The organism is Caballeronia sp. SL1002, from assembly GCF_057814995.1.
Genome location: NZ_JBYMUW010000003.1, coordinates 254,996 through 278,189 on the forward strand (window position 1 = coordinate 254,996; position 23,194 = coordinate 278,189).

Genomic DNA, 23,194 nt, shown 5'->3' on the forward strand with positions numbered 1-23,194 from the left:
TTCTCGCGCGGATCATTCCGTCAGCAAGCGACGAACGCGCGGAATGACTTCTTCCGCAAACCGCTGCATATCGGCTTCGAACGGCTGAAACTGCAACATGAAGAGTTCGATACCGGCCCGGTGAAACTCGGCGATGCGCTTCGCAACCGTGTTGTAGTCGCCGACCAGTTGAGCGGCCGTCCCGCCATTCGACCCAACACGCGGCGACTGCGCAAACGTCTGAATCATCACCACGTTCGGATCGATATTGGCTTTCTGCTGCTCGCGCAGCGGCTTGTCCAGCTCGGCCAATGCGAAGAGGTGCTCAAGATGAGCCTCGGCTTGCGCCTCGGTTTCGCGTGCGATCACGAAAGCCGACAGCCCGAAGCGCAACGCATCCAAACCGCCGGGCCGCACGCGGCGGGAGACGTCCGCAATCAAACTCGCCACATTGTCTAGCGGCTGACCGTTGATGAACCACACGTCGCCATGTGCCGCCACCAGACCGCGCGCCGGTTCCGATTCGCCGCCGACATAAATGCGCGGACGATTGCGAAATGGATCGCCAGGACGCAGACGGTACTGGTCGATATGAAAATTGTCGCCGTGGTGACTCACGGTTTCGCCGCGCAACAGCGCATCGACTACCGCGATCCACTCGCGCCCGTACGCGTACCGTTCATCGTGTTCGGGAAAGCCGATACCCGCACGTTCCAGCTCCGGACGGTTCCATGCATTCACGAGATTGAGCGCGAACCGCCCGCCGCTAATATGCTCGATCTGCTGAGCCATCTTAGCGAGCACGACCGGGTGATAGAGATAAGGCTTGATGGCCGCGATGATTTCGATGCGCGACGTCAGCGCCGCCAACGCTGCCGATGCCGTCCACGCTTCGAGTTGGTCGAGCGCGGGATCGTGCGGATTGACCGTGTGTTGCGCGACGAGCACGGAGTCATAGCCGAGGCGCTCCGCTTCGAGCACGAGCGCTTTGTTGCGCGCCCATGAGGCATCGTAGGGTTCAGCCGGATCCTGAAGCGCTGCACGGCTGCCATGTACGAGCGCCCAGACACCAAAGCGCGGGGATTTTCCAGACATCGGTTCGATTCGCCAGAGACTGCTATTGAAGGATCCTCATGTTAGCGCCGCGCTGTCACGGGGCCTTCCAATTTCTAACGATAAGAAATCGCTAAAAACGCATAACGTGCTCGCTTTATGCGTAAACAGGTCGAACTGCGCCGGCAACGTGCAGTTCAGGAGATCGCTCAGATCGATACCGTTCTTCGCGCGGGTCATTTGTTCATCCGGCACCGGCGGCCCGTGATTGAGATCGACGAGTTCCTGATTGAGAAGCAGATACGGGCGCATGGGAGTCACGTAAGCCGCGAAGTCATTGCCTATATCGTCGCGATTCCGCAGGATTTCCTGCACCGGTACGAACTCGCCGACCAGCCCGAGACTCGTTCCCTGCCCCGAGAACGGCGAAGGGCAATGCGTGGCATCGCCCGGCAGAACGACGCGGCGACGCGGGCATTCGACCACGACGGCAGGCGAACCGCACAACGCGGGCATTCGTGCAGGACTGCCGCAATTAATTTTTTCGTGTGCGAATCCATCTCGGGCATAACGGCTCCTTTCCTGCAAACGGATGTGAATCGCCTTCTTCTTTCCCGCGCCTGTGACCGATGCCTTGCCGCGCTTTTGAAATTCGACGGCGTTGAAGTCGATCGGGTATTGCAGCAGCTTCGGTCCGGTCCGAACGACGAGTGTGATGCGGTCGAGACGGATCCCTTCAATTCCCGCTCTACGATTCGGTCGAGCAGTAGATCGAGGGCTGATTCAAGCGGCGAGTGATATGCGTGCGCCAAGTCGTCTTGCACACACTGGATGACTGTGGAGACCGTATGCGTCGGCTCTGCGGTGAGCACAACACGCTGTCGTGTAACGCGCGGCTCCCGAGTCGATTCTGGATAAATGATGTCTTCGAAGCTGGCTTTATAGACCATGCCGAACCTCGCCGTTGCGCGCCGAATTGATTTTCGACGCACGACCCAGTCTATTGAGCGGCAGAACAAGCCAAGTCAGCAGAGAGGATAGGCGTCGGGGTCGCATTTCGACCCATTCCGGTCAGATGCCCTTCTCCAAACCGGTCAGTCAGCTGAATTCAGTTTTTGCGAACCGGAGTGCCCATAAGCGGCCGTTAACGACTTCACCCAATCGGCCAGTTGCGGTCACTGGCCCCCACCGCCGCGCACGGACACACGAGCGTCCGTTCTACCCCAGCAACGAACCTTGGCAAGTCGAATGTTGAATGCGTCAACGCACGCTTGTTGTGTCCGAAGACTCGCGTAACCCACCGACGGCGTCTTCCAGATAGCTGAGGCCGTTTCGTAACGGGATCAGCCCGGGATAGTTGAAGCTACCGGACTCAAGGTGGGGCTCTCCCTCGATAACCCGGAAATCCCGTCCCTCCATCGGCAGCCATTCGAGCCCGGCGGCCCACTCAAGCAACCGGCTGAGTGTCGGCGTCGCCCTCACGCCAGCTTCCAGAAGCCATTCAGGCACAACCGGAATGTTCGCATCCGTGCTTCTCGCGCCGCCAAAACCCTCAATCACCGCGACTGCACCAACGGTCCAGGTGTCCACAACAATATCGTCTATCCCGAAGGCGTTATGCAATACCACATCCACCGCCCCGGCCACTGCAGCCGCCTTGCGTCGCACCTGCTGAACCTTCTGTCCGCATGCATCCTTCTTCTCTTGAACTTCGCGAGGATCGGCTGGCGGCAGCATCCAGCGCAACTCAAGCACAGCGACGGTCCTGGTTTCCGGTTCGCAGATAAGGATATCGATCTCTTCCTTACCACCGGGCATCGTAAAGGTTCGGTTTGCGACGCAAAGTCGCCATCGTTCGCGCAAAGTGGTAACTAGCGAATCCGTCATTTGCCTCTCGAAGAGACCACTTTGCCGGTTGAACTCCTTTACCGCGACCCTCGCCTGCAGGCTCAACAGGTTGCGCTCAAGGTTGGATGAGAGCCACCCCAATGGACCGACTCCAAGGCCTTGAGCCCCCATCGGAACAAACGGCTGCAGCGCTTGATCCGGAGACCGACTCTGATTGCCGAAAGTCAGCTGATCCACAAAAGCCCCAATCTTCGCATGTTCCAGTGAACTCATCTCTTCAAGGTCGGAAACCCATGTTTCCCGGCTAAGCACCAAACAAAGGTCGTGCTCGGCTCCTCCTTTAAGACCATGTTTGCCTGCCCCGCAATGCACAGCGATCAAGTGGTATAGCAACCGCACACTCAACGAATTGAGCAGGAGCGTTGTCTCTTGACGTCCACCCCACGGAAACGTCCACTCATCCGGAATAAGCAGAGGCTGTTGAGACATGACTCTGGCCAGCGCGTAGGCGAGGACCGGGTCATACTTGTATATGATCCGACGACCCTGCACGCGGGTTGCCCCAGCGATCTGCCAGACGATCCCGGGGCGCGCCTGCTCATCTCGAATCCATACCCAGAACAGGATGGCGAACGATACGACGGGTTGCTTACTGGATTGACGTAGCACCTCAAGCATTCCGTATCGTTTATCAAGATAGTCCTCCACAATCTCGACTCGATAGCGTCCATCCTTTTCGATAACACAGACACTACCATTGTGCGCAGAACTGCAGATCTGAGAAGCAAGCGAGTAATCAACGCCGGCAAAAAGCAAGGTCTGGGTCCGCACGTAAAGTGGTGGGAGTACCCTCTTTGGCAGTGCCGTGGCAGTCCAGTCCCTAACTTCCTTCCGGACGCGCGCCAGACAGCTACGCAAGGAAAACTTGAACCGATCAAGCGTGTACTCGACCTGCCATTGCGGCGCATGCTCATCACGCAACGCCATCATTACCCGCTGGCTATCTTCAGCTACCGTCAACAGATACCAGTTCGAGACATGACCATTCGGGTGGGGCAAAGGGTGCGCACCAAAGGCCGCATCAACTACAGACTCAAACTGCCTTAGAGCGCTCATGGATACATTAACGGGGTTGACGGAAATTGGGACTTCTAGTCTTTGGCTTAACAGCGTCCATCATAGGCACCGGACTAGTCTATGTCTTCAGGCAAAGTGATCTTGCCTAGGCGGGCATTCCGAATCCTGTCCATCCGCGAATCGGATAGACGCTGGCAAACGCCATTGGCCGACTTTCCAAACCACGAACAAAGATTTGGCGGCCAATAGTACTCCAGCGTCTGGCGGCTATGCTCGGAAAGCAGCCAATTCGGTCTTGAGAAGTTGAACGGCGCTTCCGGGTCGGCCTGAGTCCATCCACGCTTCGAACTCATCGCCCCAAAGCGGTCGTCAGTATTTCGCTTCCCGAAAGCGGCCAGTCGTCAACGCGCACTCCCGACCCTGAAGAGACCTCCCATTCACCAAGAAGCGAACATTCACGGTGCCGGTCCCTCAGGTTCGGCGGGTGTATTGCACGACATGGACCCCACGGCGCTGCGGCGTCCCCTGCCAATGAGACGTTGTCGCGACGGTTGTCATGCTCACGCGTCCTCTAGTCGCTTGAACAGCTCTAGATGCTCAGCGTAGATGGCGGCCATCCGTGACCGATTGTCATCTCGCATATTTCGCTTTGTTCCAGCGGCAGGCATACGGGTCGAATACCACAGCGCCCGCTGCCTCTGAACGAGCTTTATCCGGCCGCGTTGTTTCATGGCGCGGATAAGGCGATAGCGGAAGCGCCCGCGTCGGCCATTGGCGAGGCGATCGACAGCCTGAGGCAATGTCTGGGTCAGGACATCCAGTAGGTGTCGACGAGCCTTCGCTGCTTCAGCCGCCGCCTTCCCCCTCCAGTTTGCCGGGTGTTGAATCCGGTAGCACAGAAACTTTCCGTACAGTTCGAATTCCCAGAGCTGCATGTTGGGAATCCCGACATCCTCCCAATCGCGGCGCCCCACGCAAACACTTCCGACTCCCTTGGTCGGGAAGAATTCACGCCTGGTGGCCGCCGACGCTGACCCGTGAGCGAAGATAACGACGTCTGGCTGAAAGTGATCGAACTGCACATCCAGCAGCTTTTTGGAAAGGCGCTTGATCTCGGGAAAGTGTTCCGAGCCGCTGGGGTCACCTCCGCCAGCATCGATGCAAAACAGGTTGGAGTAGATAAGTCCGCCCGGATCAAACCTATCGGCTAGAGCACGCATGAAGTTGAAGAATGTAGTGCCACCGTCCCCACCTTGATCGAGCCATTTGTCGAAGGACGCGCTATGTTTTGCGAGTGCCTTCGTCACGTACGCGTTCACCCCACCGCCCTCGGGATTTATGTGCCAATGCTTTCCGCCGAACTCCCTGCCAATCACCATGATGCGCCGCGCGACAGGATCTTTGGGACCATTCACGAGAAACGGCGTGGAAAGGCCTCGCGTCTTCGCTACAGCGGGATCTAGGAAGGATGGGCATGTCGTCGCCAGAATCTCGGCGTAGCGCGCCTCAAGCGTTTCGTTCATAGGGATCGTCGTGTATTAGGGAATAGCTGATGTGCGCGTTCTCTTGGTTTTTGTAGAACACCGCCGCGTAATCAAGCGCGGCCTTCACCGAACTGACTAGTCGATTGTCTAAGATTCCTTCACCGGTGTCGAATGACTATATGGCCGGGTTGAGGCAGTGCCACCGGTAATTCGCTCGCCGGAAACCGGCCATTGAGCGAGGGCGGACGAGTCCTTAGCTATTCAAATTGGATGGCGACCTCGACCGGCGGTTCCTGGCCGGTTTCCGAAGCTCGCAGTCCAAGCGCCGACCAACGAGCTGCGACCACGAGGCGAATTTGCTACCCGACCCGTTACGGCCAGTCAGAGTCTCCGGGAAGCAGACGTTAATGCCTGATGGCGCGTTGATGGCCCGCGCGGACCGAGTTCCTTGATCGATGACATAATCCAGCAGTTGTCGTCAAACCGATCGTGGAGCGCCCCATGCGGCGGACATACCGTGGTAGTTGTCATTGCCAGTCGGTGAGGTTTGAAGCCCAAATCGATTTCAGCAAGGGCACAGGGAAATGCAACTGTAGCTTCTGCGGCAAGCTGCGGCTCTGGCTCGTCCAGGTGCGCCGCGAAGAATTCCTTTTACTTTCCGGCGAAAGCACACTCACCCAATACGAAGGGAAAAATCCCGTAGCCCATCATCCGTTTTGCAAACAGTGCGGCGTCCACGTATTTGACCGCGTCGATATGCCAAATGGAACGGGCTATCCGTACATCAACGTGAACATTATGTGCATCGACGACTTCGACGTGAGGGAAGCCCTGAATGCACCGACCTCGTACGCCAATGGTCTGGCGAATGACTGGGGCAATCCCCCTCTGGAAACGCGCCATTTGTGACTGTCCTGGTCGCGTAGTCTCAGGGCGCTCTTCCAGCGTGTTGAGGAATTCCAGGTTCGCGGGCGCCTAGCTGATATCGTTCCGAAGTGAGCTGAGCGAAGTCGGCCCGAAACTGCGAGGGCTCATCGAGCAGGCGGCGCAGGCTCGGGCTGTCCGTCAGGTATGTCACTAATTCCCAGCGTTTGAGGTGGACGGTACATGCTTGGCTCGCGCACTGGAGTCCTGGGAGATGCTCCCACTTGAGCAGAAGCGTGAACAATTCCGCGAGGCGCTCTTTAATCTCGCGGCGTTCCCGTCGCACCATGCTCTCGAGTTCCTCTGCGATTTTTCTCGTGGTCGAGCTCCGCGAGCTTGCCCGCGCGCAGCAGCGCGGCCTGTTCGCTGGCCCATTCGAAGGAGTCTTTCTCGTATGTGGTGCTCATTTGCCCTGCCCGCTTTCCGGTGGTTTCTGCACCCTAATGCACCACTCCCGAAATTCCAAGCCTCACTTGTGCTCCGCGGACGCGGAAGCGCTGAGGAGTACTCCCCTCAGGGTCGAACCGACGCAGACAATCGCCGGTTGGGCAGAACACCCGTCGAATTTTCGTGAAGCTCTTAAAACTCAAGATTCGCGGAAACCTAAGACCGGCTTCGTCCCGGAAAAACGGGCAAACGCCCGCGTTCAACCACTTGATCGACGCAACGACCCCGCCGCCAGCACAAGAAAAATCAGCACGCCGATCCCGACCTGCTGCCAGTAGAAATTCCAGCCAATCAGCAGCAGCCCGTTCGCCGCGAAGCTCAGAATCAGCACGCCGAGCAACGTGCCGGGCACGTTCGCGCGCCGCGTCGACGAAAGCGCCGCGCCGATGAACGTGGCTCCGATCGCGTTGAGCAAATAGCCGTTGCCCGCGAGCGGCACATAGGCTTTCACGTTGGACGAAACAATCAGCCCGACGAGTCCCGACACCGCGGCGCTCAGCGCAAACGCAAGAAAAAGCAGCATCGCGACGGGCAATCCCGAGTGCCGGGCGACCCCGGCCTGCACGCCGAGCACCGTGATGCCCCGGCCATGACGCGTACGCGCGAGCAGCAGATGCAGCGCGACGGCAAGCACAACGGTCAGATACAACGGCGCCGCGATCCCGAACAAGCGGCCGTGTCCGAGCGCCGAGAACGCAGCCGGAAGAACCTGATTCAGCAGATAGATCGGCTGCCCGCCATCGGTTGTGAGCTGCTGGATGCTCTGGCCTATGAAGAGCGTGCCGAGCGTCGCGAGAAACGGCTCGACGCCCAGCAGCGCGATCAGCACGCCGTTGAAGAGGCCGACGCCCAGCGCGGCGAGCAGCGCGGCGGCGATGGCGAGCGGGAGATCGACGTGACGCGCGACGAGCGAGACGAACACGAGGCTCGCCAGATCCACCGCCGTTCCCACCGACAAGTCCACCGCGCCGAGCGACGCCACGACCGTCATCGCGAGCGCGACGATGGCGAGCGGCGCGAACGAGTTGAGCAGCACGCTATCCACATTCGATAGCGTGGCAAAGGTGGGCGCCGCCAACGCGAAGGCCGCGATGGCGAGCGCGAAGGTAGTGCCGAGCGCGTAGCGCGTCCAGAGATCGACTGCCCTGCCGTACGCGAAGGGTTTGATGACGCGCTCATGCATGATTGCTTCTTCCAAAACTGCGACGCCGAAGGAGTGCGGTAAGCGACACAACTAGCAGAATCAGCGCGCCCTCGACGCCGCTGACCCAGTAGCTCGACACGCCGTCGAGCTGAAACCCGTTGGCGATCGCGCTCAGAAAGACCACGCTCAACGCAGTGCCGGCGATGGTCGGTACGAGCCGCCTCGAAAAGACCACACCCAGTAACGCGGCTGCGATGACGGCGAGCAGATTGTCCCCTGCGCCCGGCGCGCTGCCGCTCAGCAACGCAGCGGAGCCCAGCGCCGCGATGCCCGCAGCCAGCCCGCACAGCACGTAGCTCGACGCGACGTATGCGTTCACGCGAAATCCCGCCGCACGGGCTGCGAGCGGATGACTGCCAGCCGCATGGAGACGCAGGCCATAGCGTGTGTAGTGCCCGAGCCAGAGAAACACAAGGCCCACCACGACGAACGCGTACGCGAGGCTCGGCACGCCGAACGGGCCATCGGCGAGCAACGCGTCGAGCAGCGGGTTCGTCGCCGGGACCGCTGAATTTCGCGTGACGACGAGTTCGAGTCCGGCAGCGATGTTCATCGTCGTCAGTGTGGCGAGCAAAGGCAGCATGCGAAGGACCACCACCGCGAACGCGTTCAGCACACCGATGGCCGTACCGGCAGCAAGCGTCAGCGCAACCGCGGCAGTCGCGGTCAGCCCGTCGGCAAGCGCCGTCGAAAAGACGGCCGCACAGAAGCCGAGGTTGGCTGCGATCGAGAGGTCGATACCGCCCGTGATGCCCGCTGTCCCGCCAGCGGTCAGCACCAGTGTCAATCCGAACGCGAGCGTTCCCACGACGGCCGATTGCTGCAAAATATTCGCGATGTTGCCGGGCGTGAGGAACAGCGGCGAGGTCGTGGCGAACACGGCCAGCACGACGACGAACCCGATCAGCGCGCCGCTGCGCAGCCACCATCGCGGCATGCCTTGCTCGCGGAACGAGGCGAAAACGCCGATGCGCGGCGATAAGTTACGGACTTCGCTCATAGGGCCACCGCTTCGTCGTTCGGTTGGCTGGACATTGCCGCGGCCGTCGCCCAGCCGAGAATTTCCTGATGCGTCGTCGTCGTGGAGACCAGCTCCTTGACGAGCGCGCCGCGCGCCATCACGAGAATGCGATCCGTGATGCCCAGCAATTCGATGAGGTCGGTGGAGAACAGCAGCACGGCCGCGCCCTGAGCCGCGAGCCCGTCGAGCACGCGGTAGATTTCCGCCTTCGCACCGATATCGACGCCAACGGAGGGCTCGTCGAGCAGATACAGCGAGGCCTCGGTGCTGAGCCATTTCGCGAGCACGACCTTCTGCTGGTTGCCACCGGAAAGATGCCGCGCGGGCGCTTCGGGGCCGGGCGCGCGCACCTGAAGTTCGTCGATGCGTGACTTGACGAGCGCATCCTCCCGCCCCCTGTCGATCACGAGCCGTCGCACGAGCCGACCGAGGCTTGCGAGCGACAGGTTCTCGCGCACCGAGAGATCGAGCGCAATGCCGTGCGCGCGGCGGTCTTCCGGCACGAACGCGACGCCGCGACGCACGGCGTCCTGCGGTTTGCGCGGCAGAAATGGCGCACCGTCCAGCATGATCGTTCCGTGCACACCGTCTTCGAGACCGAAGAGACTTTGCACGACCGCCTTGCCGCCTGATCCGATCAATCCCGTCACACCGACAATTTCTCCACGCCGCACGTTGAAGCTCACATCGTCGAAGCGGCCCGGCGCGCTCAGCTTGGCGACATCGAGGATCGGCGCGCCCGCAGACCGGGTGGACGCGGGCGCAAGCGTCTGCACCGCGCCGCCGATCATCGCTGCAACGAGTTCCTGCGCCGAGGTTGCTTGAATATCGAAGCGGGCGACGTCGCGGCCGTCGCGCAGCACGGTAACGTTGTCGCAAAGCGCCCGGACTTCGTCGAGATAATGCGAGACATAGAGAATGGCGAGACCGCGTGCGCGCAGCCGACGGATCGCCGAGAAGAGACGCTCCGCCTCGTGGCGCGCAAGCGCGGCGGTAGGTTCGTCGAAGACGAGCACGCGCGGCGAACTCATGAGGGCGCGCGTCATCTGCACGACTTGTTGCTCTGCGACGGTCAGCTCGGCAATGAGCCGCCCCGGATCGATATCGATCCCGAAATGCTCGTTCACCGCCGCGTGCGCGACCTGCCGCATTTTTGCACCGTGCAGGACCGGCAGCAGCCCGAAGGTCCGCTCGTTGCCGATCAGCAGCGCTTCGGCCACCGTCAGCGTCGGTGCGAGAAGACGGTCCTGATGGACGATTTCGATGCCGAGACGGCGGGCATCGTTGGGCGTCGCGATCGATACGGCTTCACCGCGCACTTCGATCTCGCCGGAATCGCAGCGATATATGCCTGCGAGAATTTTGATCAGCGTGGATTTACCCGCGCCGTTCTGACCGATCAATCCCGTGACCTTGCCTGCGCCGAGCGCCAGCGACACATCGCGCAACGCGGGCACCCCGTTGAACTGCTTCGAGATGCCGCGCAGCGCAAGGGCGATCTGGTCACTTGCCATCGGTCTGTCCCAGCGTCTTCTGGATGTCGGCGGCGTTTTCCTTGGTGACGAGAATCGACGGCACGTAGGTGGCCGGCGGCAGCGACCGGTCGCCGGCGAGATAGCGTGCGACGTTATCGACGGCGGTCTTGCCGATGAGATACGGCTGCTGCGCGACAACTGCCGCCGCGCTCGACTGCGGATTCTTCACGAGCGCCACGACGTCGGGGCTGCCATCGACTGCATAGGTCTTGATCTCGTTGCGATGCGCCGCGTCCACTGCCTGCGTGGCGCCGATCTGCGGCACGTCCCACGCGGCCCAGATCGCCTGCACGGTACCCTTCGGATACTTGTTCAGAAGCTGGCTGATTTGCGCGTAAGCGTCCTGCACGGTATTCGGTACGACGTCCCGCAATTCGGGCTGAATGACCTTGATCTTCGGATACCACTTCAGCACGGCATGCAGTTGATCGTAGCGCATCGCGACGACGGGCACGCCGTAGAAACCGTTGAACACGAGAATGTTGCCTTCGCCGTGCAGGTCGTTGACGAGCTTGAGCGCGAGCTGCTCGCCGATAAAAAAGTTATCCGACGTGGTCACGTTGATACTGGAAGGGCTCGCTGTATCGACGGTGAAAAGCGGGATGCCCGCCGCGCGGATTTTCTTCAGCCACGGCTCAAGGACGGAGACGGTGCCGAGCTGCTCGATGATCGCATCGGGCTTCTGCGCGATCAGCGTCTGGATCTGTGCGATTTGCTGCGCGTCCTTGCGGCCGCCATCGAGCGCGATCGGCGTGCCGCCGAGCCGCTTGACTTCATCGATCTGGCCTTGATACGCCTTCAGGTCCCAGTAATGCTCCGTGCCCGCGACCGTGATGCCGATCTTCTTGCCCTTCAGGGAAGGAACATCGTCGGCGGCCGGAGCGGCCAGCGCGGCAACGGCGAACACGCTTGCCAGCAGCGCGACGACGCCTCGGTTGATCGCGTGGCGCGTGTCGTGAGGAATGACGGCGCGCCGGTTCGGCATGTTGTTCGGCATAGCGTATGGGTCTGCATAAGTGGTGGGCGGACCCAGAAACTAGCATGTCGTTCGCTAATCGCTAATTCGATTTTCGGCTAAGAATCGAAGGCTCGCTTTGCTAAGAAAAGCGACCACGCGCTCATCTTCAATGCAGGATTTGTTCGCTTGGCGCGAGCCGGATTTGACGTCCACGCTTGTTAACATGGCGGCGGCGTGCCTGTCGAAAGCGGGCTGTCCTCAACTGAAAGCCTGACGGGACCTTCCATGCAGCGGCTCATTTTCAACGCGTTCGTCATGAACTCGCCCGTCCATCTCTCCCCCGGCTCGTGGCGACGCAGCGGCGATACATCGCATCGCCACACGAGCCTCGCGCACTGGACCGAGCTTGCGGCGCTCCTCGAGCTCGGCCGCTTCGACGCGTTGTTCATCGCCGATACCTTCGGCATGTCCGATGTGTACGGCGGCTCACCGGACGCGGCGCTGCGCGGTGGCATTCAGGTGCCGCTGCACGACCCACTGCTCATCGTGAGCGCGATGGCGCAGGCCACGCGGCATCTCTCGTTCGGCGTGACCTGCTCGACGACCTACGAGGCGCCCTTTGCATTGGCCCGGCGCTTTTCCACGCTCGATCATCTTTCGAACGGGCGCATCGGCTGGAATGTCGTGACGTCGGCGTCGGATAGCGCGGCCCGCAATTTTGGACTCGATCGGCAACTCGACCACGCCAGCCGCTACGCACGCGCCGAGGAATTCCTCGATGTCTGCTACAAGCTCTGGGAGCAAAGCTGGGAAGAGGACGCGCTCATGCGCGATGCGCAACGCGGCGTCTTCGTCGATCCGTCGCGGGTTCATCGTATCGCGCATCGCGGCGAATACTTTTCAGTCGATGGGCCGCATCTGGTCGAGCCGTCGCCGCAGCGAACGCCGGTGCTCTATCAGGCCGGCGCGTCGCGGCAAGGCCGCGCGTTTGCCGCGCGGCACGCGGAATGCGTGTTCGTCGGCGCGCCTTCGAAAGCCGCTTTGAAAGAGACGGTGAGTAAGCTCAGGAGCGCATTCGCCGAGGCCGGCCGCGATCCCGCGAGCATTCCGATCGTCGCGGAACATACGGTCATCACCGGGATCACACGGACGGAAGCCTTCGAAAAGCTCGACGAATACCGGTGCTACGCGTCCGGCGAGGGCGCGCTTGCGTTGATGTCGGGTTGGGCCGGCATCGATTTGTCGAAGGCGCCGCTGGACGCGCCTTTCACGCACCGCGAGACCGAGGCGATTCAGTCCGCGATCGACGCGATGACATCCGCCGATCCCGATCGGGTCTGGACCGTGCGTGAAATCGCGCAGTGGACAGCGATCGGCGGCCTCAGTCCCGTTTCGGTGGGCGATCCGGAGGAGATCGCCGACGCGTTGCAAAGCTGGGCGGCGGAGACCGGCGTCGATGGCTTCAATCTCTCGTATGCAGCGATGGACCAGGGCTTCCGCGATTTTGTCGATCTGGTCGTTCCGGTGTTGCAGACACGCGGCGTATACCAGCGCGACTACGCGCCGGGAACGTTTCGCGACAAGTTGTTCGGGCGCGGACCGCGATTGGGCGGCGGGCATCCAGCGGCGGCGTATCGAGGCCAGCCGGCCGATATCGATCGGTAGTGCGCGGCTTCTGTTCAGGCTGGCGTTTAGCGGACCTTCACAGCACGACATTATCGATGGTCGTCTCGAACCGGGCTGGTGCGAGTTTTTCGCATAGCTGGACCGCGCATATGAATGTGCGGATTTATTCGTGGCCGACCCGGACGCCCATCGAGAGAATGGCGCATTCAGTCCTAAGGAGGGCCGTAGCGATGAGTCGAGACTTGCTTCTTTTGCTCGAAGGCGGATTTACCGATCCCGAGCGCCCCGGCGAAGTGTTCATCTGTCCGGATAGCGCGCCTGTCGAAGGGCTGCTTGCAAGCGATCCGTCGCGCGCGGTGCGCCTCGACATCAAGCGTCTGCCGTTTGCCCGTCCGCGCGAGGCGGTCGTGAAATTGCTAGGCGACCAGAACCAGGGACTGCCCGTGCTGATCTTCGGCGACGAATATCCCGTACCGGACGATGCGCACACGGCTGGCGAGAAGCGCTTCGTGACCGATGGCCGACGCATTCTCGACCTGCTCGCCGAGCGCCATGGTTTTCCGAAGGTTCATTGAAAGATTGGGTCGTCGCGGGTTGCGTGCATTGTGTCGACGGATTCACACCGCGCAAACGCGAGTTTCCAAACATAAGCGTAGCTCATATTATTTCGATTCTTAGGGGCAACGAGGAGAATCGACATGAGCGCACGCGTACTGATCTCCGGTGCCGGTGTCGCCGGTCTGGCGGTGGCTTACTCGCTGGACCGCGCGGGATACGCCACTACGCTGGTCGAACGCGCCCCCGAGATGCGCCGGGGCGGACAGGCCGTGGATATTCGCGGCGTCGCGCCGGACGTGGTCGGCGCGATGGGACTGCTCGACGACGCCCGCGAATTGCGCACGCGGCTCACGGGCATGTCGATGCTCGATGCCGACGGACACGAGCATCTGCTCGGCGGTTTGACGGTCAGTCGCAATTTCTGTTGAATCGCCGGCGACTTGGACGGACCATCCGGCCGCCCCACACTGCCTTGCTGATCATCGCCTTCTGACCTTTAGCGGGTATCTCCGTTTGCCTTATTAAGGGTTCGGCGGTCCGTCAGTTGTATCCGTTTTCTTTGGCCGCTTCGGCGTTTTTGCAGGCTTAGCAACGGTATCGCCCGGACTAGCCTTCGATTTCTCGCCGACCGTCGCTTTCGACGACTTGCGCTCGCGCTGACCTTTCGCCCCGACGCCGGTCGCAACCGCCGATTGCTTCTCGTCGGACTTCGAGGTAGGCGTCTTCTTATTCTTTGGCGCCGAGACTTTGACAGGCGCTTTCTTCTTGGCGCGAGATGGGTCGCGCGGCTTTTGCTTTACCGCGTCCTTCGACGCGGCATTTTGCATCAGCTCCTCGCTCTCCTGTTCGAGTTGGCGCACAGCTTGATGCCAAAAATCATCGTCATGACCATGCGGACGGCCGGCCGCCTCCCATAGCAAGTACGCTCGAAAACGAATGTCTTCTGCGGATGGAACATCCTGCATCGTCGCTCCTGTGCCAAAGTTGGAATGAAAGCGACATTAGCAGGTTGCCGAACAGCGCTCAACTCAGCAAATATTTTGTTGGTGCGTCGCTGAGCCGCGCTGCCCTCGCGAGTACTGCATCTTGAATGCGCCTTCGATTGCGATATCAGGCATGCGGGGTTGCACTACCCGCTGATGCGCAAAGTGCTACTGTCGCCGTTAATTTTGATTCTCAACGTCGTCCGGAGGTGCGGTTGGCACGCTGGCAATGGATATTGCTCCATTTTTTTCGCAAGTTGTGGGTCAGGGCAGCCTTCATCGGCCCGATGACAGCGCCGAGAACGATGTACGCAGCCGCGGCACCGATGCTCATCCTTTGCATCACGATCACTCGCTCAAAAAGCCATATACCGACTTAGCTCCAATCCTTGGCCTATAGGAACGGAAAAGCTGGACATACCGGGAATTACGCGGATTGCTTGGCAGTAGTTTGCGGCGTGCTCACGGTCAGGCGTTATGTTGTCAGCCACGACAATTGCCCCCGCTTCCAGCTTAGGAGCGAACCTCTCTAGACAAGGAACGTACAATTCCTTCCACAGATCAAGGAGTACAAAGTCGATACTCCTATCTAGCTCCTCCAGGATTTGCAGCGCGTTGCCGACCCGAAAATCGACGAATTGGGCGAGCTCGGCTTTTTCAGCCATTCGCTGCGCAAACGCCGATTTGTAGTCGGCGATCTCCATTGTGATGACCTTGCCTCCACTCGAGCGAGCCGCATCCGCAAGCCACATGGTCGAATACCCGTACGACGTTCCGATCTCGACGATCGTAGGGTTATGAAGGCTCCCGGCAAGAAGATTGATCAGTCGACCGGTTTGCGGGCCGACCGCAAGGATCCGTTCGTCTCGCTCGCCTCGTCTCACCATCAGTTCGCCGCTCTCGCGCTTCCTTCGCTCCTCTGCGAGCAACACATCATATTCTTCAAAAACGTCCGCTAATAGTTGGTCCATCCGTACCCCCAAAGTCTTGAGTGGTTATGCAATTCTCCAGTTTCTCTTCGCACGTTGGGTGCAATCGAGTCACCTTCATCAGCAATCGCAGCCTGATGTTTAAGTGACATCTGGCATGCCCGCGCGTTCCATCGCGTCTCCCGCTTCACCATTACTGACGCTTACGCCGTGTTGGATGGCACATGCCGTCTATGCAGGGATGTAGTCCTCTAGCGATCGATGATGCGCGAAGCGCGCGGCCGCCTTGAGCAATGCGAAGCCATCTGAATTCAATGCTTCACGTATCGTTCGGCCAAGCCTGCTCGATCGCGTGTAACGCGCCGATCACGATCGAGCGATTCAACGCTGCGGCCAACATGCTATCGCGCTCCACATAGGCTTCGCACAATCGCTGATGATCCGAGCAGGATCGCTGCAGGCGTCCTGGCAGCGACGTGCTGAGCCGGCGAAGCCGATTGATGCGCAGCCGCATCGAATCGAGTACTTCCTTGAAAATACCATTGCCGCACACGTGCAGTTCCTCGTCTCGAAACGCGACGTTAGCCCAAAAGTAGGCATCAACGTCACCTCGCACTGCGGCCTCCGCCAGGCGGCGATGGGCGTCCCATAAACGTGCGATCTCCTGCGCGGTAGCCCGCTCGACGATCGTGCAAGCGATTTGCGCGTAGAGAATCGCGCGCAGTTGATAAAGCTCGCGCACATCCTCGAGCCTGATTTCGGACACCCTCGGCCGCTTACGAGGCGACCAATCGACCAGTCCCTCCCTACTCAGGACGAACAGCGCCTCCCGTACCGGTGTGCGGCTCACATCGAAGCGCCTGGCAAGCTCGACCGAGTTCAAGTCGCTACCCGGCGCCAGCCGGCCTTCGATGATGCCGCGTGCCACCCAGTCGATGATTTCCTCGACCCGAGACGACTCATCTGCACGCCCGGCAGCGCTTGTGTCGACACTTTTGCTATTCATGAACGTTGAAATGCATGGTATGGTTTATAAAGCAGCGCAAAGCAAGTACTTTAGTCTTGGCTTCGCCCAAAAAGCAATCCAACTGTCGACAGTTGGCATTCAGGAGACGTCTTCATGCCCACGCATCCATTTCGCCGGCGGCGCCGGCTTTTGCAATCGGCAGGCGCGCTCGCCGCGCTGTCACTGAGTGGCACGGGCGTCGCATGGAGCGCTGGCGGACCCGCTAGCGAGACCGACGCCCATGACACCGACGCTCACATCACCGCGCGCCTTGCACACTACATGGTTCAGGCACGCACAATGACCTTGCCCGCTCCCGTCGTGCTCGCCTGCAAGCATCGCATCCTCGACACCTTCGGGGCAATGGTATCGGGCTCGCGCATGCGCCCCGGCATGCTCGCCGCGAAGTACGTCCGTGAACTCGGTGGCGCACCGCAGGCAAGTGTCATCGGCACACGCATCCGGACGAATATCGTCAATGCCGCGCTCGCTAATGCGATGTGCGCCCATTCCGACGAAACCGACGACTTCGAGCCGGTCACCAAGGCGCATCCCGGCAGTTCGGTCGTGCCGTCTGCCTGGGCCATGGCAGAACATCATTCACTAAGCGGTGCCGCAATAATTCGCGCAGTCGCGCTCGGCTACGACCTTGCGTGCCGTTTGCTGATGGCGCTCGGTCCGGACCTAGTGCGCGGTTCACATCGTAGCGCCGAAGGCACGGCATCGACCTTCGGCGCGCTGGGTGCGGCAGCGGCTCTCGCAGGCCTCGATGAGAGCGGCATGCGATACGCGATCTCCTATGCCGCGCAGCAGGTGTCGGGCTTGTGGACTTGGGTGAAGGACAAGGATCACATTGAGAAGGCGTTCGACTTTGCCGGCATGGGCGCGCGCAACGGCCTCATGGCGGTGAGCATGGTGGAATCGGGAATGACCGGCGTTCGCGACGTGCTCGACGGAACGCACAATCTGTTCATCGCACTCTCGACGAAGCCGTCACCGGAAGCGATGCTGGACGAACTCGGCACGCGTTTCTATGTGACCGAGACGGCAATCAAAACTTTCTCGGTCGGCTATCCGATCCAGTCACCACTGGACGCAATGCTCGCGTTGCGCCGGCAGTACGGACTCAAGCCTGAAAACGTGCGCAGCATCACCGTGCGCATTCCGCCGGATGCGGAGGGCATTGTCGGGGATAGCGCCATGCCCGACGTGAACTGCCAACACCTCGTGGCGCTCGCGCTCGTCAAAGGCGCTGTCTCCTTTCGTGATAGCCACGACGTTGCACTGATGCACGATCCGGCCATTCTCCGTGAACGAGCGAAGGTCACCGTGCAGCCCGACCCGGCTCTGCACGATCCCGAAGCGCCGCGCGGCGCGAAGGTCGAAGTCACGCTGACCGATGGCCGCACCGTCGACCATCTCACGCGCTTTCCACCCGGCACGAAAGAGAATCCTCTGTCGAGCGAAGCGGTTGCCGCGAAAGCCCGCGATTTGATGTCGCCGGTGCTAGGCGCCGCCCGGACCCGCGCGCTCATCGAAAAGATCGAAAGGCTGGAAACGCTTGCCGACGTACGCGAGCTTCGGCCGCTCATCACCGCGTGACACCCATTTAAAAACCGGAGGAGACGAACACATGACTGCAATCGACCGGCGCAATTTTCTCAAGACAGGCGCAGTGGGCGCGCTCGCATCGGCGACCACGGGAACCGGTGCGTTTGCGCAAGTCAACGGTACGTCAGCAGCGTCGTCTGCGGCGTCCGCGCCTGCGGCGTCCGCGCCTGCGGGCAAAGCCGACGCGCGTCCGCCGAAAGTCACGCGCATCCTTGCCGAATTCATCCAGAAGACGAGTTATAAGGATTTGCCTGCGAACGTACGGCGGGAAGGCGTGCGTACGCTCATGAACTGGGTGGGCGTCGCGGTCGGCGGCTCGCACGATGAAACGGTGAATCGCGCGGTAAGCGCGCTGACGCCGTTCTCGGGCCCGCCACAGGCGAATCTGCTGGGTCGGACCGAGCGCTTCGACATCATGAACGCGGCGTTCATCAACGGCGTCAGCAGTCACATCTTCGATTACGACGATACCCATCTGAAGACGATCATTCACCCGGCCGGACCGGTCGTTTCCGCCATCCTCGCGTACTCACAGTATCGCCCGGTCTCGGGCGCCGACTTCCTCAATGCGCTGGTGCTCGGCGTCGAGACGGAACTGCGCATCGGCAATGCCGTGTACCCGAACCATTACGACGTCGGTTGGCACATCACGGGGACATGCGGCGTATTCGGCTCGGCGGCCGCCATGGCCAAGCTCATGCATCTGAGCGTGCAGCAAACGGTCTGGGCGCTCGGGCTGGCGGCATCGCAGCCGGTGGGTTTGCGCGAGTCGTTTGGCTCGATGAACAAAAGTTTCAATCCGGGACGGGCGGCCGCGAACGGCATGTTCGCCGCGATCCTCGCGAATCAGGACTACACGAGTTCAGACGGAATGATCGAAGCGAAGCGCGGATGGGCCAACACCATCAGCACGAAACAGGACTACCGTGAGATTACCGATGGTCTCGGCACGCGGTGGGAATCGACGCTCAACACGTACAAGCCCTTCGCATGCGGCATTGTGATTCATCCGGCGCTCGATGCGGCCATCCAACTGCGCGACCAGAACCACCTGAGCGCCGATCAGATCGAACGCATCGATCTGCGCGTGCATCCGCTCGTCATAGAACTGACGGGCAAGAAGACGCCGCAGATCGGACTCGAAGGCAAGTTCAGCATCTATCATGCGGTCGCCATCGCGATCATCGACGGCGCGGCGGGAGAAAAACAGTTCAGCGACGCCAAGGTGCGCGATCCGCAAACGATCGCGTTACGCGAAAAGGTCAACACGATCGTCGATCCGTCGATCAAGCCGGAGCAGGTCGATATGACGATCACGCTCAAAGACGGACGCAAGCTGCACAAGTTCATCCAGCATGCAATTGGCAGCACCGAAGTGCCAATGAGCGATGCGCAATTGGAAAAGAAATTCTCCGATCTCGCCGAAGGCATTCTCCCGCAGAGCCAGACACGCGCGCTAATGGACGAATGCTGGCACGTCGAGCATCTGGACAACGCGGCGGATATCGCTACAGCGGCGGTTCGAGTCTAGTCCTGCTGAGTGAAAGTCTTGGCTGAAGACGAGTCGTCGTCCACAACTCAATCAAAGGACAAGCTTGAACCCTGCGCCATAAACCGACTGGACTATTTCTTCGTCCGTTGAAATGGCGTCCAGTTTGCGTCTGGTCTTGCGCACGTGACTGACGAAGAACCGAAAACGCGCGCCGTCGACTGAACGTCGAGCGGCGGCGCGCCGGATCGATCTCCCTGCCGTATGCGTCGTGAAGGGATCGTGAGCAAACGCCCGGATGCATCGTGCACACACACGGCAAGCCCTACGCGGCATCAGTTCGGCGTGCCCACGCGGTTGCAGGAACCGCTGTCGTACTGATACACCATGCGGTAACCTGCGGTCGCCGTCGCGTCGGAATGCTTTGAGGCAAACGTGTACACATTCGACGAAGGCGTACCGATCTGCTCGATGACATAGTCGCGCAGAGCGGGATCGGCCTTCGCGGCTTCCGCACCGATGACGCGCCGAACGTTCGACAGGCTCTGCTGATACCAGCCGATGAACGGCCGGTAGGCGGGTCCGGCGTAATGGCTGTCGATGATCATCCAAGGGTCGTTCCCAGGCGTGCCGGGGTTGGCGGACCCGGCCGGAAAGTACGAATAGAAGTCGCCGCCAAGCCGCGAATCCGGCTGACCGATACGGTCGAGGTCGTAGCGTGCGCCGTCCGGTCCCGCCTGCAACTCGCTGAGATGCTTGCCGGTCCAGGTGACCACGTGAGACAAACCGAAGCTCGGTTCGCTCGAAGTCGAATTTGCGCTCGCTGTATCCGCGAGGATGTAGAGCAAATCGCCGGGCCGCAACAGATTCGCCATCGCGCTCCAGTTGCTCGCGTTGATGTCGAGCAGCACGCCCGGCTGAATCACGTCCTGCGTCCCTTCCTTGAGGATCGAACACGCCTGCGTGCCGATCGCGCTCTGTATGTGGTTCGCCGCGATGCCGGAGAAGTTGTACACCCACGAAGTGAAATCCGAGCAATCCACGCCGTGCCAGTTCACATCGGCATCCGCGAACGGCCCGGTCTTGCGGGTCGCCTGCGCGCCGTTTGCATTACGCATCGCGGTGCACGTCATGCCATTGGTCTTGCCGCCGGAGGTGCTGCCCGACGACGCGTTGCGGTATTTCTCGGGCGGCAACCAGCCCGGTACGTGGTGGTGGCAGTAGTTCACGTTCTGGTCCACCCAGTAGTTCTCCGCCGCCATCACGAATTCGCGCTGGAAGGTTTCTGTGTCCGTGCACGACGACGGCACGTCGATCGCACCATACGCCGTTGGATGCGGACCCCATGACCCCTTCGTTGCGATATTGGCCCAGTTGGTGCGCGTGACGCCGTTGCCGAGCGCGGCCTGAACCGCGTCCTGGCGGCCCGCAAACAACGCGCGATTCTGTTCGAGCAACGCGATACGATCGGGACAGGCCGCCGCGCTTGCCGTGGCCGTTTGAGTCTCGCCTTGCGTGTACGGCTCGATCATCGCGAGCGAGACGATGCCCGAGCGGTTGAGCGTGTTCTTCGCATAGCTTTTCGCGCCCGCCGTGATTGCGCAGTTCGACACGGGCGCGGCGAGCGTTCCGTCGTCGGCAATCTTGCCGCCGCCCACGTTGCACGTGCCGAGCGTGTCGCCGTTGGCCGCCTGCGCGACGATGTTGGCCGTGCTCGCCTGTACGTCGATATTGCTCACGGTGCGGCTTGCCGACTCGGCGCCGAGTCCGAACGCCATCTTCGCACCGTCGGTCACGGCGCCGGTCGCGCCCGCGCTGACGAACGCGGGGACGGTCTGCTGCGGGTCGATATCGCCGAGAAACGCGGAGACCCGCGCAATCGCGTCGTTCACATTGCTTGCGGTGAGGCCGCCTGCCGCTTTCGCATCTGTCACGACCGCGTTCGAGTACGGCGACACGATCATTTGCGAGGGCGCTGACAAATAGATGGCGTCGAGCGCGTCGAGTTTGGCGGCCGCGCCGTTCGCCTCTTCCGAGTAGACGCCGTGGATCACGTGCACCAGCACGGGAAAATGCTCGATGCGCGGCAGCGTGAACGTGCCGTCGCTCGATGTCGTGGCCGTCGCGCGCGCGGCCGTGGAAATCGTGCCGTCGGCGGAAACATCGTACACGGCGACCGACGCGTTCGCGACCGGTCCCATGTACACCGCGCCTGACTGACTCTTCGACGAAGATCCGCCGCACGCGGCGAGAAAAAAGCACAAGGCCGCGCTGAGCGCGCCGGCCGACCGTTTCTTATTCACATCCCTTCCTTGTTCACCGTGGGCGCGCGACTCGGGGCCGCAGCGCAATAACAGCCACCAGCATAAGGAACGAGCGCTTCGGACGAATGGTCGAAAACCGCGTCTTTTATAAGGCTTTTCGAGGCTTTCAGACGCTCAAGTTCGCCGGGCCGGTGCCGTGCGCCCGGCGCTTTACGAGGCGGCGCGCGCTCGGAACCTGTCGACCTGCCCGATCACGATGCGCTCGCCGCGCTGCGCGCTTGGTACGCGGGCGTGCCGACGCGCGAGACCGTGGTGTGTTATCTCCCGAATTCCCTCACCGGAGGCGGCTCCGCGCGACGGGTGATCGGCGAAATTCGTTGCCAGCTCGTCCGGTGCGCGCGCCCGTCACCGTAATGAACTCGCAGCGCCTTTTAGCCACCCTGCCGCGGAACGGGCAAAGCAGGCACGAGCGATCACGCAAGCGATCGAGACGCTCCGCAGCGCCACGGTCGCGACACCCGCAAAATCAATGACCAGGCAGGAGATGTGTCACATCGATTTGAGGGGTTCCTTTGAACTGGACCGGTGAATTCCTGACTCGCTTTACGTCGTGGATAGGGCAACCGCCTGCATACCCCACGCGTTGTCGCTAAAACATCGGCATTTGCCGGCACGGCTGTTCAAGTATCGAAGCGTTACCGAGCTTTCTAAGAAAAATCGAACTTCATTGATTCAGTTGTTGCTAATGTGGTCCACGATCTCGGAAAGGGACTCTGTTTCGACAGGTTCGATGATGGCAAAGAGACTGGTATCTGATCGTGCATGGCGTTCAAATAAGGCTAGAAGTTCAGGGCGCAATCCATCGCCCCGTTGAGTTGCGAGCGCGTGAAGCGAGAGAAACGGCAACATGGTGAACTCCTTTCAATGAGAAAAATCGACCCGCGCCGATGACGGAATCGGCGGCCCGCGCGCCCGTAAAGATGCCCGCGGCTCGGGCGCATCGCCCTTCGCGCCGCTTCCGTTTACTGTGCGATCTCATCGACAGGTTATGGCTGCAAGTTGATTTAAGCACCCCGGTTCTTGCTGTCTATTTCAAATCGCCGCGTGTACCGACGGCGGTGTTTGCGAACGACGGAACGGGTCACGAGGATCGGCTGACGCGGCGAGAACGTTTCCAACGTTGCGCATCCCAATGCGC

21 protein-coding genes are annotated in these 23,194 nt (G+C 60.9%); 7 read left to right on the forward strand and 14 right to left on the reverse strand.

Going from position 1 to position 23,194, the window contains the following annotated elements:
• Positions 1–12 precede the first annotated feature (12 nt).
• Complete coding sequence (locus AC3D25_RS18600; RefSeq protein WP_488889934.1) at positions 13–1,074, reverse strand: LLM class flavin-dependent oxidoreductase; 1,062 nt, start codon at positions 1,072–1,074, stop codon at positions 13–15.
• 117 nt (positions 1,075–1,191) lie between these two features.
• Between AC3D25_RS18600 and AC3D25_RS18605 the strand changes: the two genes are divergently transcribed.
• Positions 1,192–1,830 (forward strand): hypothetical protein, encoded by a 639-nt coding sequence (locus AC3D25_RS18605; protein WP_488889935.1) that lies wholly within the window; start codon positions 1,192–1,194, stop codon positions 1,828–1,830.
• A 462-nt stretch (positions 1,831–2,292) separates the two neighbouring features.
• Here AC3D25_RS18605 and AC3D25_RS18610 read toward each other — a convergent pair whose 3' ends face one another.
• Positions 2,293–3,996 carry a hypothetical protein gene (locus tag AC3D25_RS18610; RefSeq protein ID WP_488889936.1) on the reverse strand — a complete coding sequence of 568 codons (1,704 nt, stop codon included), beginning with the start codon at positions 3,994–3,996 and terminating at the stop codon, positions 2,293–2,295.
• A 521-nt stretch (positions 3,997–4,517) separates the two neighbouring features.
• Positions 4,518–5,480: a hypothetical protein gene (locus AC3D25_RS18615; protein ID WP_488889937.1), complete on the reverse strand. Its 963-nt coding sequence runs from the start codon at positions 5,478–5,480 to the stop codon at positions 4,518–4,520.
• A 462-nt stretch (positions 5,481–5,942) separates the two neighbouring features.
• On the opposite strand from AC3D25_RS18615, the gene AC3D25_RS18620 reads away from it, so the two are divergent.
• Positions 5,943–6,350, forward strand: coding sequence for a GFA family protein (locus AC3D25_RS18620; protein ID WP_488889938.1), 408 nt, complete (start codon positions 5,943–5,945; stop codon positions 6,348–6,350).
• 19 nt (positions 6,351–6,369) lie between these two features.
• Here AC3D25_RS18620 and AC3D25_RS18625 read toward each other — a convergent pair whose 3' ends face one another.
• From AC3D25_RS18625 to AC3D25_RS18650, 6 genes are all read right to left on the reverse strand, one after another.
• On the reverse strand, positions 6,370–6,654 hold the full coding sequence (locus AC3D25_RS18625; RefSeq protein WP_488889939.1) for a DUF29 family protein: 285 nt from the start codon (positions 6,652–6,654) through the stop codon (positions 6,370–6,372).
• A complete protein-coding gene (locus tag AC3D25_RS18630) occupies positions 6,626–6,772 on the reverse strand; it encodes a DUF29 family protein (protein WP_488890508.1) in 147 nt (48 codons plus the stop codon). Before AC3D25_RS18630 ends, AC3D25_RS18625 begins: the two co-directional genes overlap by 29 nt.
• Before the next feature lie 239 nt (positions 6,773–7,011).
• On the reverse strand, positions 7,012–7,995 hold the full coding sequence (locus AC3D25_RS18635; protein ID WP_488889940.1) for an ABC transporter permease: 984 nt from the start codon (positions 7,993–7,995) through the stop codon (positions 7,012–7,014).
• Positions 7,988–9,016, reverse strand: coding sequence for an ABC transporter permease (locus AC3D25_RS18640; protein ID WP_488889941.1), 1,029 nt, complete (start codon positions 9,014–9,016; stop codon positions 7,988–7,990). The genes AC3D25_RS18635 and AC3D25_RS18640 overlap by 8 nt, the downstream gene beginning before the upstream one ends.
• A complete protein-coding gene (locus AC3D25_RS18645) occupies positions 9,013–10,551 on the reverse strand; it encodes a sugar ABC transporter ATP-binding protein (protein WP_488889942.1) in 1,539 nt (512 codons plus the stop codon). The genes AC3D25_RS18640 and AC3D25_RS18645 overlap by 4 nt, the downstream gene beginning before the upstream one ends.
• Entirely contained in the window at positions 10,541–11,569 is a 1,029-nt protein-coding gene (locus tag AC3D25_RS18650) for a sugar ABC transporter substrate-binding protein (protein ID WP_488889943.1), read from the reverse strand. The genes AC3D25_RS18645 and AC3D25_RS18650 overlap by 11 nt, the downstream gene beginning before the upstream one ends.
• A gap of 246 nt (positions 11,570–11,815) precedes the next feature.
• Here AC3D25_RS18650 and AC3D25_RS18655 point away from each other — a divergent pair, with 246 nt between their 5' ends.
• From AC3D25_RS18655 to AC3D25_RS18665, 3 genes are all read left to right on the forward strand, one after another.
• Complete coding sequence (locus tag AC3D25_RS18655) at positions 11,816–13,195, forward strand: LLM class flavin-dependent oxidoreductase (RefSeq protein WP_488889944.1); 1,380 nt, start codon at positions 11,816–11,818, stop codon at positions 13,193–13,195.
• 191 nt (positions 13,196–13,386) lie between these two features.
• The gene (locus AC3D25_RS18660; protein ID WP_488889945.1) at positions 13,387–13,731 is read left to right on the forward strand and encodes a DUF3088 domain-containing protein; all 345 of its coding nucleotides are present in this window, start codon (positions 13,387–13,389) and stop codon (positions 13,729–13,731) included.
• A 123-nt stretch (positions 13,732–13,854) separates the two neighbouring features.
• Positions 13,855–14,142 carry an FAD-dependent oxidoreductase gene (locus AC3D25_RS18665; protein ID WP_488889946.1) on the forward strand — a complete coding sequence of 96 codons (288 nt, stop codon included), beginning with the start codon at positions 13,855–13,857 and terminating at the stop codon, positions 14,140–14,142.
• Between the two features lie 93 nt (positions 14,143–14,235).
• Here the strand turns inward: AC3D25_RS18665 and AC3D25_RS18670 are convergent, their stop codons facing one another.
• From AC3D25_RS18670 to AC3D25_RS18680, 3 genes are all read right to left on the reverse strand, one after another.
• Positions 14,236–14,679 (reverse strand): DUF2934 domain-containing protein, encoded by a 444-nt coding sequence (locus AC3D25_RS18670; RefSeq protein WP_488889947.1) that lies wholly within the window; start codon positions 14,677–14,679, stop codon positions 14,236–14,238.
• 374 nt (positions 14,680–15,053) lie between these two features.
• Positions 15,054–15,668, reverse strand: a complete 615-nt coding sequence (locus tag AC3D25_RS18675; protein WP_488889948.1) for an O-methyltransferase — start codon at positions 15,666–15,668, stop codon at positions 15,054–15,056.
• Between the two features lie 277 nt (positions 15,669–15,945).
• Entirely contained in the window at positions 15,946–16,632 is a 687-nt protein-coding gene (locus AC3D25_RS18680) for a GntR family transcriptional regulator (RefSeq protein WP_488889949.1), read from the reverse strand.
• A gap of 114 nt (positions 16,633–16,746) precedes the next feature.
• Here AC3D25_RS18680 and AC3D25_RS18685 point away from each other — a divergent pair, with 114 nt between their 5' ends.
• Positions 16,747–18,234, forward strand: a complete 1,488-nt coding sequence (locus AC3D25_RS18685) for an MmgE/PrpD family protein (RefSeq protein ID WP_488889950.1) — start codon at positions 16,747–16,749, stop codon at positions 18,232–18,234.
• A 31-nt stretch (positions 18,235–18,265) separates the two neighbouring features.
• Positions 18,266–19,774 (forward strand): MmgE/PrpD family protein, encoded by a 1,509-nt coding sequence (locus AC3D25_RS18690; protein WP_488889951.1) that lies wholly within the window; start codon positions 18,266–18,268, stop codon positions 19,772–19,774.
• A 293-nt stretch (positions 19,775–20,067) separates the two neighbouring features.
• Here the strand turns inward: AC3D25_RS18690 and AC3D25_RS18695 are convergent, their stop codons facing one another.
• The gene (locus tag AC3D25_RS18695) at positions 20,068–21,933 is read right to left on the reverse strand and encodes a hypothetical protein (RefSeq protein ID WP_488890463.1); all 1,866 of its coding nucleotides are present in this window, start codon (positions 21,931–21,933) and stop codon (positions 20,068–20,070) included.
• 795 nt (positions 21,934–22,728) lie between these two features.
• Entirely contained in the window at positions 22,729–22,905 is a 177-nt protein-coding gene (locus AC3D25_RS18700; protein WP_488889952.1) for a hypothetical protein, read from the reverse strand.
• Between the last annotated feature and the right edge of the window lie 289 nt (positions 22,906–23,194).

What these genes read in the sequence shown, in the direction of transcription:
- AC3D25_RS18670 (WP_488889947.1), bottom strand. Translation starts at nt 14,679, where the DNA reads ATGCAGGATGTTCCATCCGCAGAAGACATTCGTTTTCGAGCGTACTTG.
- AC3D25_RS18680 (WP_488889949.1), bottom strand. Translation starts at nt 16,632, where the DNA reads ATGAATAGCAAAAGTGTCGACACAAGCGCTGCCGGGCGTGCAGATGAG.
- AC3D25_RS18640 (WP_488889941.1), bottom strand. Translation starts at nt 9,016, where the DNA reads ATGAGCGAAGTCCGTAACTTATCGCCGCGCATCGGCGTTTTCGCCTCG.
- AC3D25_RS18615 (WP_488889937.1), bottom strand. Translation starts at nt 5,480, where the DNA reads ATGAACGAAACGCTTGAGGCGCGCTACGCCGAGATTCTGGCGACGACA.
- AC3D25_RS18665 (WP_488889946.1), top strand. Translation starts at nt 13,855, where the DNA reads ATGAGCGCACGCGTACTGATCTCCGGTGCCGGTGTCGCCGGTCTGGCG.
- AC3D25_RS18690 (WP_488889951.1), top strand. Translation starts at nt 18,266, where the DNA reads ATGACTGCAATCGACCGGCGCAATTTTCTCAAGACAGGCGCAGTGGGC.
- AC3D25_RS18655 (WP_488889944.1), top strand. Translation starts at nt 11,816, where the DNA reads ATGCAGCGGCTCATTTTCAACGCGTTCGTCATGAACTCGCCCGTCCAT.
- AC3D25_RS18600 (WP_488889934.1), bottom strand. Translation starts at nt 1,074, where the DNA reads ATGTCTGGAAAATCCCCGCGCTTTGGTGTCTGGGCGCTCGTACATGGC.
- AC3D25_RS18700 (WP_488889952.1), bottom strand. Translation starts at nt 22,905, where the DNA reads ATGTTGCCGTTTCTCTCGCTTCACGCGCTCGCAACTCAACGGGGCGAT.
- AC3D25_RS18605 (WP_488889935.1), top strand. Translation starts at nt 1,192, where the DNA reads ATGCGTAAACAGGTCGAACTGCGCCGGCAACGTGCAGTTCAGGAGATC.
- AC3D25_RS18645 (WP_488889942.1), bottom strand. Translation starts at nt 10,551, where the DNA reads ATGGCAAGTGACCAGATCGCCCTTGCGCTGCGCGGCATCTCGAAGCAG.
- AC3D25_RS18635 (WP_488889940.1), bottom strand. Translation starts at nt 7,995, where the DNA reads ATGCATGAGCGCGTCATCAAACCCTTCGCGTACGGCAGGGCAGTCGAT.
- AC3D25_RS18625 (WP_488889939.1), bottom strand. Translation starts at nt 6,654, where the DNA reads ATGGTGCGACGGGAACGCCGCGAGATTAAAGAGCGCCTCGCGGAATTG.
- AC3D25_RS18675 (WP_488889948.1), bottom strand. Translation starts at nt 15,668, where the DNA reads ATGGACCAACTATTAGCGGACGTTTTTGAAGAATATGATGTGTTGCTC.
- AC3D25_RS18660 (WP_488889945.1), top strand. Translation starts at nt 13,387, where the DNA reads ATGAGTCGAGACTTGCTTCTTTTGCTCGAAGGCGGATTTACCGATCCC.
- AC3D25_RS18610 (WP_488889936.1), bottom strand. Translation starts at nt 3,996, where the DNA reads ATGAGCGCTCTAAGGCAGTTTGAGTCTGTAGTTGATGCGGCCTTTGGT.
- AC3D25_RS18650 (WP_488889943.1), bottom strand. Translation starts at nt 11,569, where the DNA reads ATGCCGAACAACATGCCGAACCGGCGCGCCGTCATTCCTCACGACACG.
- AC3D25_RS18630 (WP_488890508.1), bottom strand. Translation starts at nt 6,772, where the DNA reads ATGAGCACCACATACGAGAAAGACTCCTTCGAATGGGCCAGCGAACAG.
- AC3D25_RS18685 (WP_488889950.1), top strand. Translation starts at nt 16,747, where the DNA reads ATGCCCACGCATCCATTTCGCCGGCGGCGCCGGCTTTTGCAATCGGCA.
- AC3D25_RS18695 (WP_488890463.1), bottom strand. Translation starts at nt 21,933, where the DNA reads ATGGGACCGGTCGCGAACGCGTCGGTCGCCGTGTACGATGTTTCCGCC.
- AC3D25_RS18620 (WP_488889938.1), top strand. Translation starts at nt 5,943, where the DNA reads ATGCGGCGGACATACCGTGGTAGTTGTCATTGCCAGTCGGTGAGGTTT.